This is a genomic window from Geothermobacter hydrogeniphilus (assembly GCF_002093115.1).
Classification (GTDB): domain Bacteria; phylum Desulfobacterota; class Desulfuromonadia; order Desulfuromonadales; family Geothermobacteraceae; genus Geothermobacter_A; species Geothermobacter_A hydrogeniphilus.
Genome location: NZ_NAAD01000006.1, coordinates 71,728 through 84,872, shown reverse-complemented (window position 1 = coordinate 84,872; position 13,145 = coordinate 71,728). Strand labels below are relative to the sequence as shown.

At 58.6% G+C, this 13,145-nt stretch carries 10 protein-coding genes and 1 tRNA gene; 10 read left to right on the top strand and 1 reads right to left on the bottom strand.

The annotated features are described in order from the left end of the window. Positions 1–12 precede the first annotated feature (12 nt). From dnaX to gloA, 9 genes are all read left to right on the top strand, one after another. On the top strand, positions 13–1,698 hold the full coding sequence (dnaX, locus tag B5V00_RS06580) for a DNA polymerase III subunit gamma/tau (RefSeq protein WP_085009975.1): 1,686 nt from the start codon (positions 13–15) through the stop codon (positions 1,696–1,698). Between the two features lie 106 nt (positions 1,699–1,804). Beyond that, positions 1,805–2,119: a YbaB/EbfC family nucleoid-associated protein gene (locus B5V00_RS06575; protein ID WP_085009974.1), complete on the top strand. Its 315-nt coding sequence runs from the start codon at positions 1,805–1,807 to the stop codon at positions 2,117–2,119. Between the two features lie 202 nt (positions 2,120–2,321). Further along, complete coding sequence (gene recR / locus B5V00_RS06570; protein WP_085010045.1) at positions 2,322–2,921, top strand: recombination mediator RecR; 600 nt, start codon at positions 2,322–2,324, stop codon at positions 2,919–2,921. 139 nt (positions 2,922–3,060) lie between these two features. Beyond that, entirely contained in the window at positions 3,061–6,642 is a 3,582-nt protein-coding gene (nifJ, locus tag B5V00_RS06565) for a pyruvate:ferredoxin (flavodoxin) oxidoreductase (RefSeq protein ID WP_085009973.1), read from the top strand. A 156-nt stretch (positions 6,643–6,798) separates the two neighbouring features. Further along, on the top strand, positions 6,799–7,299 hold the full coding sequence (locus B5V00_RS06560; protein WP_085009972.1) for a roadblock/LC7 domain-containing protein: 501 nt from the start codon (positions 6,799–6,801) through the stop codon (positions 7,297–7,299). A gap of 14 nt (positions 7,300–7,313) precedes the next feature. Further along, positions 7,314–7,901, top strand: coding sequence for a GTP-binding protein (locus tag B5V00_RS06555; RefSeq protein WP_085009971.1), 588 nt, complete (start codon positions 7,314–7,316; stop codon positions 7,899–7,901). A gap of 834 nt (positions 7,902–8,735) precedes the next feature. Beyond that, positions 8,736–8,811: transfer RNA gene (locus tag B5V00_RS06545), tRNA-Asn, on the top strand. 138 nt (positions 8,812–8,949) lie between these two features. Further along, on the top strand, positions 8,950–9,153 hold the full coding sequence (locus tag B5V00_RS16885; protein ID WP_139800682.1) for a hypothetical protein: 204 nt from the start codon (positions 8,950–8,952) through the stop codon (positions 9,151–9,153). Positions 9,154–9,174: 21 nt separating this feature from the next. Next, on the top strand, positions 9,175–9,555 hold the full coding sequence (gloA, locus tag B5V00_RS06535) for a lactoylglutathione lyase (protein ID WP_085009968.1): 381 nt from the start codon (positions 9,175–9,177) through the stop codon (positions 9,553–9,555). Positions 9,556–9,638: 83 nt separating this feature from the next. On the opposite strand, the gene B5V00_RS06530 is transcribed toward gloA, so the two are convergent. Next, positions 9,639–12,461 carry a GPMC system transcriptional regulator gene (locus B5V00_RS06530; protein ID WP_085009967.1) on the bottom strand — a complete coding sequence of 941 codons (2,823 nt, stop codon included), beginning with the start codon at positions 12,459–12,461 and terminating at the stop codon, positions 9,639–9,641. A 145-nt stretch (positions 12,462–12,606) separates the two neighbouring features. On the opposite strand from B5V00_RS06530, the gene B5V00_RS06525 reads away from it, so the two are divergent. Further along, positions 12,607–13,086 carry a CYTH domain-containing protein gene (locus B5V00_RS06525; RefSeq protein ID WP_085009966.1) on the top strand — a complete coding sequence of 160 codons (480 nt, stop codon included), beginning with the start codon at positions 12,607–12,609 and terminating at the stop codon, positions 13,084–13,086. Positions 13,087–13,145: the final 59 nt, after the last annotated feature.

The following is a 13,145-nucleotide window of genomic DNA, read 5'->3' as shown; positions in this document are numbered from 1 at the left end:
CCTGATGACGCGATGTCCTACCTGGTACTGGCGCGCAAGTGGCGCCCTCAGACCTTCGCCGATCTGATCGGGCAGGAACATGTCAGCCAGACTCTCGGCAACGCCATCCGTACCGGTCGTGTCCATCACGCCTTTCTTTTCACCGGTGCCCGCGGGGTCGGCAAGACGTCCGCAGCCCGGATTTTCGCCAAGGCTCTCAACTGTGAGCAGGGGATAACGGCGGAACCCTGCAATCAGTGCCCTTCCTGTCTGGAGATCAGTGAAGGGAACGGCACCGATGTTCTCGAGATTGACGGCGCCTCGAACACCGGTGTCGACGATATACGTGAGTTGCGTGAAAATATCCGCTACCTGCCTTCACGTTCACGATTCAAAATCTTTATCATCGACGAAGTCCACATGCTCTCCATCAATGCCTTCAACGCCCTGTTGAAAACGTTGGAAGAGCCGCCGGATCATGCCAAGTTTATTTTTGCGACTACTGAGCCGCACAAGATTCCCATCACCATTCTGTCGCGTTGCCAGCGCTTCGATTTTCGCAAGATTCCTCTGCCGAGTGTCGTCTCGCGGTTGAAGGAAATCGTCGAAGTCGAGAAAGTGGAGATCAGCGAACGGGCACTGACCATGGTCGCCAGGCGCGGCGAGGGGAGCATGCGCGACGCGCTCTCCACCCTTGATCAGGTCATCGCCTTCTGCGGCGACAGGGCCGCGGATGAGGATGTTCAGGGTCTGCTGGGGCTGGTCGATCGGCGATTGCTGCTCGATACTGTCGAGGCTCTGCTGCAGCGTGACAGCCGTCGGCTGCTGGAGATGGTCCGGCGGGTCGACCATCTCGGCTATTCCTATCGACAGTATGGTCGGGATCTCGTCGAGACGCTTCGCTCGCTGGTTCTTTGCCGGGTTCTGGATGAGCCGCAGGAACTGCTTGATGTCACGGCCGATGAACTGGCTGAGCTCCAGGCGCTGGCGGCGCAGGCCGGCCTGGAGGATCTGCAGCGCATTCAGGGAGTGCTGCTCAAGCTGGAATCGGAGCTGGCGGCGTCGCCGATGCCGCGTCTGACTCTGGAAATGGTGTTGCTGCGCCTGGCGCAGTTGCCGCCCACGGAAGATGTCGGGCAATTGCTCAAACGCCTGGCTGAACTTGAAAAACGCCTTTCCCGGGGAGCTGTCGTGCCGTCCGCGCCTGCACCGCGTTCTGCTCCGTCTTCGACCGCTGCCGCAGAATCGCCCCCGCCGCCGGAGCCGACGCCAAAAAAGGTTGAGGCCCCGGCTGCCCCGAACTCCGGAAAGGGGGACTGGCCGGGGCTGGTCGAATTTGTCAAGGCCCGCCGTCGGCCGCTGATTGCATCCATTCTCGAACAGGCCAGCCCCCTGCAGCTCGCTCCCCCGATTCTTGAAATTGGTTTGCCGCGGGGCTCCTTCGCCCTGGGGCAGTTGGATGATCCGGAGCTTGTCGAGGCACTGACGGCACTTGCCGGAGACTATTTCGGGACCGCTGTCAAGTTGCGTGTCTCGTCGCTTGCGGGTGACGCCGCCAAGGCCCGGCCATCCCTGGAGCAGGCGCGTCGTCAGCAGGAAAGTGACCGTCAGCGGCGTTTGCGGGCAGATGCCCTGGACCATCCCCTGATCAAGTCGGCGCAGGATATCTTCGGCGCCAGTGTCAAGGATGTGAGACCTATTGACAAAGGGTTTGTCTGATCCGGCGAGCGGCCGATTTTCGGCCACGCATGAAGGGTCGGAACCCTGTATCGTTTCCCCAACAAAACAGAAAGACCGCCGGCGGCGGTGACAATGGAGGAAGGTCATGGCAAAAGGATTGGGTAATATCATGAAGCAGGCGCAGCTGATGCAGCAGAAAATGGCGCGCCTTCAGGAAGAGCTGGCCGGACGTGAAGTCGAGGCCTCGGCCGGTGGCGGAATGGTGTCGGCGGTGGTCAACGGCAAACAGCAACTGCTGTCGATCAGTATTGATCCGGGGGTGGTTGACAGCGACGATGTGGAAATGCTTCAGGATCTGGTGGTCGCCGCGGTCAATGAGGCCATCAAGAAGAGCCAGGAGATGATGCAGCAGGAAATGGGCAAGATTACCGGTGGCATGAATATCCCGGGACTGTTCTGAACGGTGGGTTTGGTCGCCGTGAATCCCGTTTCGGGCACAGCAAAAAAGAGCTAAAGTCTTGATTTTTTGGGCAAAGCCGTGGTATTACAACGCTTGTGGCCTGACCATTTGACCGGGAAATTTTAAAGACGTTGTAAAGAAATTTTGGCCGGCCTTAAAAAATAAAACAGCGTTCCAAAGAGTTGGATTTTTGGAAAATCTCATGCTAGACTCCATCCCGTCATTTGCCCGTCTGGTCGCCGAATTGGCCAAGTTTCCGGGTATCGGCAAGAAGACCGCAACCCGGTTAGCTTTCTTCCTGTTGCGGCAGCCGCGGGCGGAGGCGGAAGCCCTGGCAGGGGCCATCCTGGAACTGAAGGAAAAAATAGGGTTCTGCTCCCGTTGCTTCCATATCACCGAGTCTGATCCCTGTCCGATTTGTACCGACCCCGGCCGCGATGAGGGTCTGCTTTGTGTTGTTGAGCAGCCGCAGGATCTGATTGCCATCGAGCGCAGCCGCTCGTTTCGTGGCCGCTACCATGTGCTGCAGGGGGCCCTTTCTCCGCTGGATGGAATCGGTCCCGAGCAGCTGCGTTTTGTCGAACTGCTGCAGCGACTGAAAGGGAGCGCGGTTCGGGAACTGCTGGTAGCGACCAATTTTACCGTTGAGGGGGATGCCACGGCCCTTTACCTGGCCGGGCAGGTGCGTCCCCTGGGAATCAGGGTGACGCGGCTGGCTCATGGCATCCCCACCGGCAGTGACCTTGAATTTGTCGACGACGCAACAGTCAACCGGGCTGTCGAAGGTCGCAGGGACCTTTGACCCGGCGTTGTTTTTTTTCTCTTAAATCGTATACTGCATACAGGCTTTCAGCTCTCTTCCGGCAGCCGCTTGTCGCGTTGCGGAGGAGATGAACCCGTCACTATCGATTCCCGGAAAACCAACTCAAAAGGAGGATTTCATGTCGCGTAAGATGGTTTGTATCGACGGTAATACCGCCGCGGCGCATGTTGCCCATGCTGTCAACGAGGTGATTGCCATCTACCCGATCACCCCGTCATCGGTGATGGGTGAGATCTCCGACGCCAAGAGCGCGGCCGGAGAGAAGAATATTTGGGGCACGGTTCCCAAGGTGGTCGAAATGCAGTCCGAGGGGGGCGCTGCCGGAGCCGTTCACGGGGCTCTGCAGGCCGGTGCCATGACCACCACTTTCACTGCCTCCCAGGGTCTGCTGCTGATGATCCCGAACATGTACAAGATTGCCGGCGAGCTGACCTCGACCGTCTTTCATGTTTCGGCCCGTGCCATTGCCGCCCAGGCGCTGTCGATCTTCGGTGACCATTCCGACGTCATGGCCTGTCGCCAGACCGGCTGGACCATGTTCTGTTCCAACAATCCGCAGGAGGTCATGGACTTCGCCCTGATCGCTCAGGCGACCACTCTCGAATCGCGGGTGCCGGTGCTGCATTTCTTCGATGGTTTCCGTACCTCTCACGAGGTGCAGAAGGTTGAGCAGCTGTCGCAGGATGACATGCGCCACATGATCGATGATGAGCTGATGGTCGCCCATCGCCAACGCGGCCTGTCTCCCGATCATCCGGAACTGCGCGGCACCGCGCAGAATCCGGACGTCTATTTCCATGGCCGGGAAACGGTCAATCCCTATTACGAGAAAGTTCCCGGCATCCTCCAGGCGCAAATGGACAAGTTTGCCAAGCGAGTCGGCCGTCAGTACAACCTGGTCGATTATGTCGGCGACCCGAATGCCGAGCGCGTGGTGGTGATGATGGGTTCCGGCTGTGACGCCATGGAAGAGCTGGTGCTGCATCTCAATGCCCAGGGGGAGAAGGTCGGCCTGATCAAGATTCGTCTGTTCCTGCCTTTCCCGATTGAGCAGTTCTGCCAGGCTCTGCCGGCTTCGGTAAAGAAGATCACCGTCCTCGACCGGACCAAGGAGCCCGGCTCCATCGGCGAGCCGCTCTACCAGGCGGTGCGTACCGCCATCGGCGAGGGGATGGTCGAAGGGTTCACCCGTTTTGAAGGTTACCCTGCCATCGTCGGCGGCCGTTACGGTCTCGGTTCCTTCGAGTTCAACGCCGGGATGTGCAAGGCGGTGCTCGACAATATGCTGGCCGACAAGCCGAAAAACCATTTCATCGTCGGGTTCAAGGATGATCTCTGCAACAACAGCCTTGAGTTCGATCCGAACTACCTGGTTCCCTTCGACGGCTATGCGGCGATGTTCTATGGCCTCGGTTCCGACGGTACCGTCGGCGCCAACAAGAACTCGATCAAGATCATCGGTGACTGCACCGATCACAAGGTTCAGGCCTACTTCGTCTATGATTCGAAGAAGGCCGGTTCGATGACCACCAGTCACCTGCGTTTCGGCAACCGGGAGATCCGGAGTACCTACCTGATCCAGCAGGCCGATTTCGTCGCCTGTCACAACTTCTCCTTCCTCGAGAAGTACGACATGCTGAAGAACGCCAAGGATGGCGCGACCTTCCTGCTCAATGCCCCCTACGGCAAGGACGAGATCTGGGCTCACCTGCCGAAATACGTGCAGCAGCAGATCATCGACAAGGGCCTCAAGTTCTACGTCATCGACGGTGTTCATCTCGGCGAAAAGATCGGCCTCGGACCGCGCATCAACGTCATCATGCAGACCGCCTTCTTCAAGATCTCGGGCATCATCCCCGAGACCCAGGCGATTCAGCAGATCAAGGACGCCATCGTCAAGTCGTACAGCAAGGCCGGCGAGAAGGTCGTCAACATGAACAAGCAGGCGGTCGATGTCGCCCTGGAGAGTATCCAGGAAGTGACGGTTCCGACCGTGGCCGACAGCACCATCGAGATGCAGATCGGCAAATGGGACGGCACCCCGGAGATGGTGCAGAAGACCCTCGGGAAAATTATCGACGGCCTCGGTCACGAACTGCCTCTCTCGGCGATGCCCGCCGACGGCACCTTCCCGACCGGTACTGCAGCCTTCGAGAAGCGCAACATCGCTGTCAATATCCCGGTCTGGGACAAGGAGGTCTGCATCCAGTGCGGCATCTGTTCCTTTGTCTGCCCGCACGCCACCATCCGTATGAAGATCTACGACGAATCCGATCTCAAGGGGGCTCCCGAGACCTTCCAGTCCTGCGCCGCCCGGGGCAAGGACATGGACGGCAAGCTCTTTACCCTGCAGGTCGCTCCCGAGGATTGCACCGGTTGCGGGGCCTGCGTGCACAATTGCCCGGCCAAGAGCAAGACCGACGAGGGCCGCAAGGCGATCAACATGACCTTCCAGGCTCCGTTGCGCGATGCCGAGGCGAAGAACTGGGAGTTTTTCCTCAATCTGCCCGACACCGATCCGGCGCTGGTCAATCGCGGCACCCTGAAAGGGAGCCAGCTGCTGCCGCCGATGTTCGAATTCTCCGGCGCTTGCGCCGGTTGCGGCGAGACCCCGTTCGTCAAGCTCTGTTCGCAGTTGTTTGGCGACCGCATGGTGGTGGCCAACGCCACCGGCTGTTCGTCGATCTACGGCGGCAACCTGCCCACCACCCCGTGGACCAAGCGCAAGGACGGCCTCGGACCGGCCTGGAGCAACTCGCTGTTCGAGGACAATGCCGAGTTCGGTCTGGGTATGCGCCTGGCGATTGACAAGACCACCGGCTACGCCCGTGAACTGCTCGAAAAGAACATTGACTGCGGCTGTAAGGCCTGTGAAGGGACCGCCGATCTGAAGCGCGAGATTCTCGCATCGGCGCAGGACAGCCAGGAAGAGATCGAGGCCCAGCGGGGCCGCGTGGCCCAGCTGCGCAAGATTCTCGGCGCCTGTACCCATGAAACCGCCAAGCCGCTGCTGGTCAATGTCGACTATCTGGTCAAGAAGTCGGTCTGGATTCACGGCGGTGACGGCTGGGCTTACGACATCGGTTACGGTGGCCTCGACCATGTGCTCGCGTCCGGCGAGAATGTCAACGTGCTGGTGCTTGACACCGAGGTCTATTCCAACACCGGCGGTCAGGCTTCCAAGTCGACCCCGACCGGCGCCGTGGCTCTGTTTGCCGCCGGCGGCAAGCCGATGCCGAAGAAAGACCTGGGGATGATCGCCATGAGCTACGGCAACATCTATGTCGCTCATATTGCGCTCTCCAACCCGGCCCAGGCGGTCAAGGCGATGATCGAGGCCGAGAGTTTTGACGGCCCGTCCCTGATCCTCGCCTACAGCCACTGTATCGCGCATGGCATCAACATGACTACCGCCGTTGATACCTGTAAAGAGGCTGTCAACTGCGGTCACTGGCCGCTGTTCCGCTTTGATCCGCGTTTGGTCGAGCAGGGCAGGAATCCGCTGCAGCTCGACAGCAAGGATCCGTCGATCAGTTTCCAGGACTTTGCTGCCAACCAGAACCGCTTCCGGGTTCTGAAAAAGGCCAATCCGGAGCAGGCCGAGGCGCTGCTGGCCCAGAGCGCCAAGGATGATGCCACCCGCTACGACCTCTACAAGAAACTGGCGGCGATGCAGGCCGACTGCGGCAAGGGCGAATAAAGTCGTCAAACGACGCAGCAGCAAAACATCCCGGCAGGGCAACCTGTCGGGATGTTTTATTTTCGGCGGCCTGTTCGGCCGGTAAAAGCCTTGCCCGGACTGGTGTTAGATGCTATAAAACAGCGGATATACAAACCTGACCAAGGAGCGTAAGCAATGTTCGGGTCCCATTCTTCTCCCTTTGTTATGTACGAGGAGGAACTTCAGCAGATCACCGGCGTGCTTAACAAGCTGCTGCGGGAGTCCAATTCGAAAGTTATTTTCCTGGTTGACAAGAACGGGCAGCTGATTGCGTCGACGGGAGAAACCGAACATCTCGATACCACCAGCCTCGCTTCGCTGACGGCCGGTAATATCGCCGCCACTGGTGGCCTGGCCAAGTTGATTGGCGAGAAGGAGTTCTCCATCCTCTTCCATGAAGGGGAAAAGGATAATATCCATATCTCGATTGTTGCCCAGCGGGTCATCCTGGTGGTGATATTTGATCAGCGCTCTTCCCTGGGGCTGGTCCGGCTGAGGGTGAAGAAGGCCAGCGACGAACTGGCGAGAATTTTCAAGGCCCTTGGAGAGAAAGCCGAGCGGTTGGAGAAGTCCGGGCAGTCGCAGAGCCCCTTCGCCGAGATCACCGACGACGACATCGACAACCTCTTCAAGTGACGGGGTAGCCAGGCATGTCCTTCATCAACTACGCTTCACGGGAAATCAACTGCAAGATCGTCTATTATGGTCCCGGCCTGTGCGGCAAGACGACCAACCTGCAGTACATCTACCAAAAAACCGATCCGTCCGCCAAGGGGAAGATGATTTCCCTGGCGACCGAGACCGAAAGAACCCTGTTTTTTGATTTTCTCCCTCTGGCTCTCGGTGAGATCCGTGGTTTCAAAACCCGTTTCCACCTCTATACCGTGCCCGGTCAGGTTTTTTACGATGCCTCGCGTAAGCTTATTCTCAAGGGTGTTGACGGGGTGGTTTTTGTCGCAGATTCCCAGGAAGAGCGTCTCGATGCCAATATCGAGAGTTTGGAGAATCTCAAGGACAATCTCGAAGAACAGGGCTACCAGTTGGAAAAGCTGCCCTTCGTTGTTCAGTACAATAAACGCGACCTGCCGAACCTGACATCGGTGGAGGAATTGCGTGAATTGCTCAACCCGGACGCTGTCCCTGATTTCGAGGCCTGCGCGACCACCGGTGAGGGGGTTTTTGAAACCGTCAAGGCGGTTGCCAAACAGATTCTGCTGGAGTTGAAAAAGGGCGCCTGATCCTTGGATAAAATTGTTGAAAGGCCCGCGATCTTAATGATCGCGGGCCTTTTTTGCGTGGTGGCCGGGGTGTCCTGCAGCAACAGGCGGATCTGGGCAACCATCTCCCTGATGCTGGGAGGCCTGCCGATGGAGAGATAGCAGGGTACACCTGAATCCGTTATGCTTGTCATAGCTTGTCGCCAGCCGAGTTGAAAGCTGGGGGACAGCCTGTCTTCCCCCCCCCGGCATTCCCCGGGAACCTGGTCCAGTTCCACCACCAACAGGTCGACCTGCGTTTCCTGGAGAATCTGCCAGGCTTCGAAGCCGTTGTTGGCGGTGATTGCCTTGCAGTTTTGTTCCGCCAGGATCAGGCTCAGCAGATCGCGTGCCGGGGGATTGTCATCAGCGACCAAGACGACATGGTTGAACATTCTGTTCTGAGTAAGGGTTACCATAATGGAACCTCCTTTTCGCAGGCAGGCCTGCGCAGGTTGTTCCTCCTGAGAGCTAAGTGAGTAATCACTTCGATTGAGGAGCAAATTTTTCCCATTTATCCAGGCGCCGGTCCTGGCCGCGGATGCCTTCCCAGCAGGTTGTCAGCACAGCCCGGAAATGGTCCTCTTCTATCCGGCTGTCACCGAACAGACTTTCCTTGAGCAGAAATGAAATCGGTCCATAAACCATTGAGGAGATGGACCAGGTGGTGTTTTGATTTTTTCTTGACAGCACTCGCCGGCTATCGTATAAACCCTCACGTCGTTACACGGATTTTTGGGTTGTTTTTCGGTCCATTTGTAACGGCAAAATAGCTTTTCTTCTCGCAAAAACAGTGAGTTAGAAAAACTATTCTCTTCCCCGATAGCTCAGTTGGTAGAGCGGGTGGCTGTTAACCACCTTGTCGCTGGTTCGAGTCCGGCTCGGGGAGCCAAAAATTCTGAAGGGCCTGCAGTTTATGATCTGCAGGCCCTTTTCATTTTTGCCGGGAAAGCTGAGGCCTTCTGCCGGCAAGCGGAGCGGACATTATTTTCCGGTTATTTTTTTCCAGAAAAGCGATATACTACCAACGATGAAAAGTAAGCGAGAACAGAAGATATACTGCAAAAACTGCGGGGCGGAAACCTATAATGCCAAGGACTGTATGTGCGATTTCTGTTGGGAAATGGATGTCCGCCTGCGTTTTGCCTCCAAGCATAATCACGAGGCCGCCCGCAAGATTATCCTGACGCATTTTCCCGAGTTGACCGATCTCAAGGTGATCGGTCATGATTGATGGTGTCGGAGGAGGTTGCAGATGACCTATCGCATGATTCACGTCTGTATTCGGGTGATGAACCTGGAAAAAAGTGAACATTTTTATCAGCAGGCGTTCGGTTTCAAGGTTTCCCGCAAGCGTGATTTTCCCGATGACGGCTTCACCCTTTCCTACCTGACCGATCCGAGTGACAGTTTTGAACTGGAGTTGACCTACAATTACAACCAGCAGGAGCCTTACGTCATAGGCAACGGTTATTCCCATCTGGCGGTCAGCGTCGACGATCTCGAAGCGTCGCACCGACGACATCAGGAACTCGGCCTGGATCCGACGCCGCTGAAAGGCTTGAGCGGCACGGCCAGTTTCTATTTCGTTTCCGATCCGGACGGTTATCGGGTCGAGGTGGTACGCATGGCTTGAGGTTTGGATAATAAAACGGGGAGTCCCCTCTGGAGGTTGTCAAAGCGCGGGAGCAGCGGAAGTTGCTCCCGCGCTTTTTTGACTCACTGGATACGGATGGTTTTGTAGAGGAAGTTTTTGAAACGGAAGAACGTTTTGCGTTCTTCGTTGCGGTCGCTCTTCGGGTCGCAGGCGCGCAGCAGACCGGCCAGTTTCGGCATGCTGGTCGCTCCCTGGCGGCGGGCCAGGTTGAGAACGGCGAGGACCATGTCACGGGTGATGCGGTTTTCTGAGTATGGGCTGTAGAGGGCACTCCAGAAGGTTTCCTGTCCGGAGGTGATGGATTCCAGGATCTGCTCGGCCAGTTCTTCTGTCAGTCGACGGGTGGTCTGTCGGGACGTGGCGCTTTTCGCCGGACGGGGGCGGCCCAGGGTATGACGAATCAGTTGCTCGTCAATTTTGTGCCCCTCGCGAAAAAAGAGGGCCCGGACCAGGATGCTGCGCAGTTCGCGGATATTGCCGCTGTAATGGTGGCGCGCCAGTTCCTCTCGGGCGCCGCGGGTCAGCATCGGCGGTTCCGCCGGCTCTCCGGGGCGTCGATAGATGCGGTAGAGGCGACCGAGGAAATGAGTGGCAAGGTCGGGGATATCTTCCCGGCGCTGGTTGAGGGAAGGAACCTCGATGGTCAGTTCCGAGAGCCGGTGATAAAGATCTTCACGGAAATCGCCGGCTTCGATCAGCCGACCGAGATCCTTGTTGGTGGCGGCGATCAGCAGCACCCGGGCATAGCGGGTCTGGTTGTCGCCGAGTCGGACAAAACCACCGTTGTCGAGGAAGCGCAGCAGCTGAACCTGAGTTTTCGGGTCGGCGTCGCCGATTTCGTCAAGAAAGACCACCCCGCCGTGGGCCTCTTCGAGGATTCCCTGGCGGTCGGTGTGGGCGCCGGTGTAGGCGCCGCGCTTGTGACCGAACAGCTCGGAGTAGGTGAGTTCACCGCTGTAGGCGGCGATGTTGGTCTTTTTCACCGGCAGTTCACGGCGGCGGCCGAAGCGTCCCTGGTACATTTCGTTGAGCCGCGAAAAGATATTGTTGAAGATGAATTCTTTGCCGCTGCCGGTTTCCCCGGTGATCAGAATTGACGGCAGGCCGAGGGTCGCTTCCTCGACATCGGTCTTGTGCCAGAGGGTGATCCGATTGAAGATCGGCGGTGTGACCTGCTGGATGAATTCAACGATCTCCCGGGCGCGCGGGGCGTTGCCGATGATGTTGCCGAGCCGGTAGGAGTGAATACTGGGATCCCGGTAGCCGACATCGGAACGCAGTTGTTCGACCTCGGAGGTCAGCTGTTCAATACGCTGCAGGTCGAACAGGTGGCGGGAAATCATCCGCTGAATGATCTGCAGGATCTGACGGTGTTCGGCGGTGAAGTACCAGGGGCGCAGCGAGTCGAGACAGATCACCGCCAGCACCTCGTCATCGTGCAGCACCGGCACCGCCAGTTCGCTGCGGATGTCGGTGGTGATCTCGCGGTAGAAGCCGCGGCCGCCTGTTTCTTCGCGGGTGTCGGTGATCAGCTGTTCCCGGCCGGTGGCGGCGGCCAGCCCGGTCAGGCTGCGTTCCTCGGCCGGCAATTCTTCGGCGCCGATCCGGATCGGGGGAATGTTGCGTTTCAGCCACTCCTTGATCTTGGCTCCGGTCAGGGTGCCGTCATTCTCTTCGACCACCAGCCAGCGTTCACCCTCCCGTTCGCGTACCAGGGCGATGCTGCCGGTGTCGGCGCCGATCAGTTCGGTCGCCTTGGCCAGCACCCGGTTGAGGAAAGAAGGCAGGTTCTCGTATTTCTCCTGCAGCAGGGCGTTGATTTCGGCGAGAACCTGGATCTCCATGTGTTCGCCGCCGATCTCCTGGATGACCCGTTCCGCCATCTCGGCGTGGGCTTCGAGCAGCCCTTGTTCGAAGGGGCTGAAGCGGTATCTTTCGGCGGTATAGTAGTTGACCAGGCAGCGCACCCGGCGGGAATGAGGATCGAGACGGGGCACCACGTAGAGAGACTGCAACCCCATCTGGTCGGTCAGGTAGCGTTTCTGCAGGGTCTGCGCCGGGAGATTTTCGATATAGATCGGCTTGAGCAGTTTCTCGTCGCGGATGGTGCCGTCGCTGTGGATGTAGCGTGACAGCAACGAGCGTCCGGTGCCGAGTTCGATCTGCTTCTCATCCTCATAGAGGCGTTTGACGGCGATGTCCGGAGAGTAGGAGGCGAGGATCTCCAGCACCCGGTCCTCCGATTCTCCCGGCCGGGGCACCAGCACTGACGCCAGGGCCAGCTTGTCGATCAGGCGGACTGCCGAGCGGACCATGAACAGCGCCGCCTGCTGGCTCTTGGCGGTATCTATTTCTCGTGCCAGCAGGATCTGCTGATGGTACTTGCGGGCGCGGTCGAGGACCGGGGTGGCCTGCAGCAGGAACTGCCGCAGTTCTTCGATCTCGGCATCGCCCGGCAACTGCCCGCGACGACCGCTGTCAAGGCAGAGAACCCCCACCGCGCGCTGTTGGTGGATCAGCGGCAGGTGGCAGCTGGCGCCGATTTCGAGTCGGGCGGCAATCGCCCGCGCCTTGGGACTGTCGAGTTGGTCGATATCGGTGAGCAGGGCCGGATCCTGCGAGGTGTAGACCCGGGAGACGAGAAAATCCTCGCTGTTGATGGGGAAGCTCTGGGCGCGGATCTCCTCGGCATGGGGACCGGTGACGGCGGCGCAGGTCAGTCGGCCGGCGGTCAGATCTTCGAGATAGATGCGGCAACGGTTCTGGCGGGTCAGTAGGGTGGTGGCGTCGACCAGCAGGTGGAGGATGTCCTCGAGATTTTCCTTGCCGTAGCTGAGCAGTTTCCGGGTCAGTTCCGTCATCCTGGCGGTGCGTATTTCATCCATGGCGGTTCCTCGTTGAGTAGATATTTTACTCAGAGAGTATAGGGGGGTCGTATCGGATCTGTAAAGCAACTCCGGTTGACCCGCAGGACAAAGGACGGCATGATGAAGCCTGAGATTCGCGAAACCTGGATCAGGAGTTGGCCGGATGGCGCTGGAAATCGAACGCAAGTTTCTGCTCAGAAACGACAGCTGGAAGGTGGGCGCCCAAGGGGTGGCTTACCGGCAGGGTTATCTCAGCCTTGACCCGCAGCGCACGGTGCGGGTGCGGATCGCCGGTGACAGGGGGTTCCTGACGGTCAAGGGTGCGACCCGCGGCTGTGTCCGCAGTGAATACGAATATCCGATTCCGCTCGAGCAGGCGCGGCAGTTGCTGGACGAACTCTGCCATCGGCCGCAGATTGAAAAGACCCGTTACCGGGTTCCTCACGCCGGGCTTGTCTGGGAGATCGACGAATTTCACGGCGCCAACGAAGGACTGGTGCTGGCCGAGGTTGAACTTGACCGGCCGGATCAGCCCGTTGTGCTGCCCGACTGGGTCGGCGAAGAGGTGACGGGTGATGAACGCTACTACAACGCCTGTCTCAGCCGGACTCCCTTCAGCTCCTGGCCGCAACGGCGGGGCTGATCTGCAACGTTCTGCGTCGCCGCCTCCCTGCTCCTTCTCGATTTGACACCCCCCTCTCC

What these genes read in the sequence shown, in the direction of transcription:
- nifJ (WP_085009973.1), top strand. Translation starts at nt 3,061, where the DNA reads ATGTCGCGTAAGATGGTTTGTATCGACGGTAATACCGCCGCGGCGCAT.
- gloA (WP_085009968.1), top strand. Translation starts at nt 9,175, where the DNA reads ATGACCTATCGCATGATTCACGTCTGTATTCGGGTGATGAACCTGGAA.
- B5V00_RS06575 (WP_085009974.1), top strand. Translation starts at nt 1,805, where the DNA reads ATGGCAAAAGGATTGGGTAATATCATGAAGCAGGCGCAGCTGATGCAG.
- B5V00_RS06560 (WP_085009972.1), top strand. Translation starts at nt 6,799, where the DNA reads ATGTTCGGGTCCCATTCTTCTCCCTTTGTTATGTACGAGGAGGAACTT.
- dnaX (WP_085009975.1), top strand. Translation starts at nt 13, where the DNA reads ATGTCCTACCTGGTACTGGCGCGCAAGTGGCGCCCTCAGACCTTCGCC.
- B5V00_RS06530 (WP_085009967.1), bottom strand. Translation starts at nt 12,461, where the DNA reads ATGGATGAAATACGCACCGCCAGGATGACGGAACTGACCCGGAAACTG.
- B5V00_RS06525 (WP_085009966.1), top strand. Translation starts at nt 12,607, where the DNA reads ATGGCGCTGGAAATCGAACGCAAGTTTCTGCTCAGAAACGACAGCTGG.
- B5V00_RS16885 (WP_139800682.1), top strand. Translation starts at nt 8,950, where the DNA reads ATGAAAAGTAAGCGAGAACAGAAGATATACTGCAAAAACTGCGGGGCG.
- recR (WP_085010045.1), top strand. Translation starts at nt 2,322, where the DNA reads ATGCTAGACTCCATCCCGTCATTTGCCCGTCTGGTCGCCGAATTGGCC.
- B5V00_RS06555 (WP_085009971.1), top strand. Translation starts at nt 7,314, where the DNA reads ATGTCCTTCATCAACTACGCTTCACGGGAAATCAACTGCAAGATCGTC.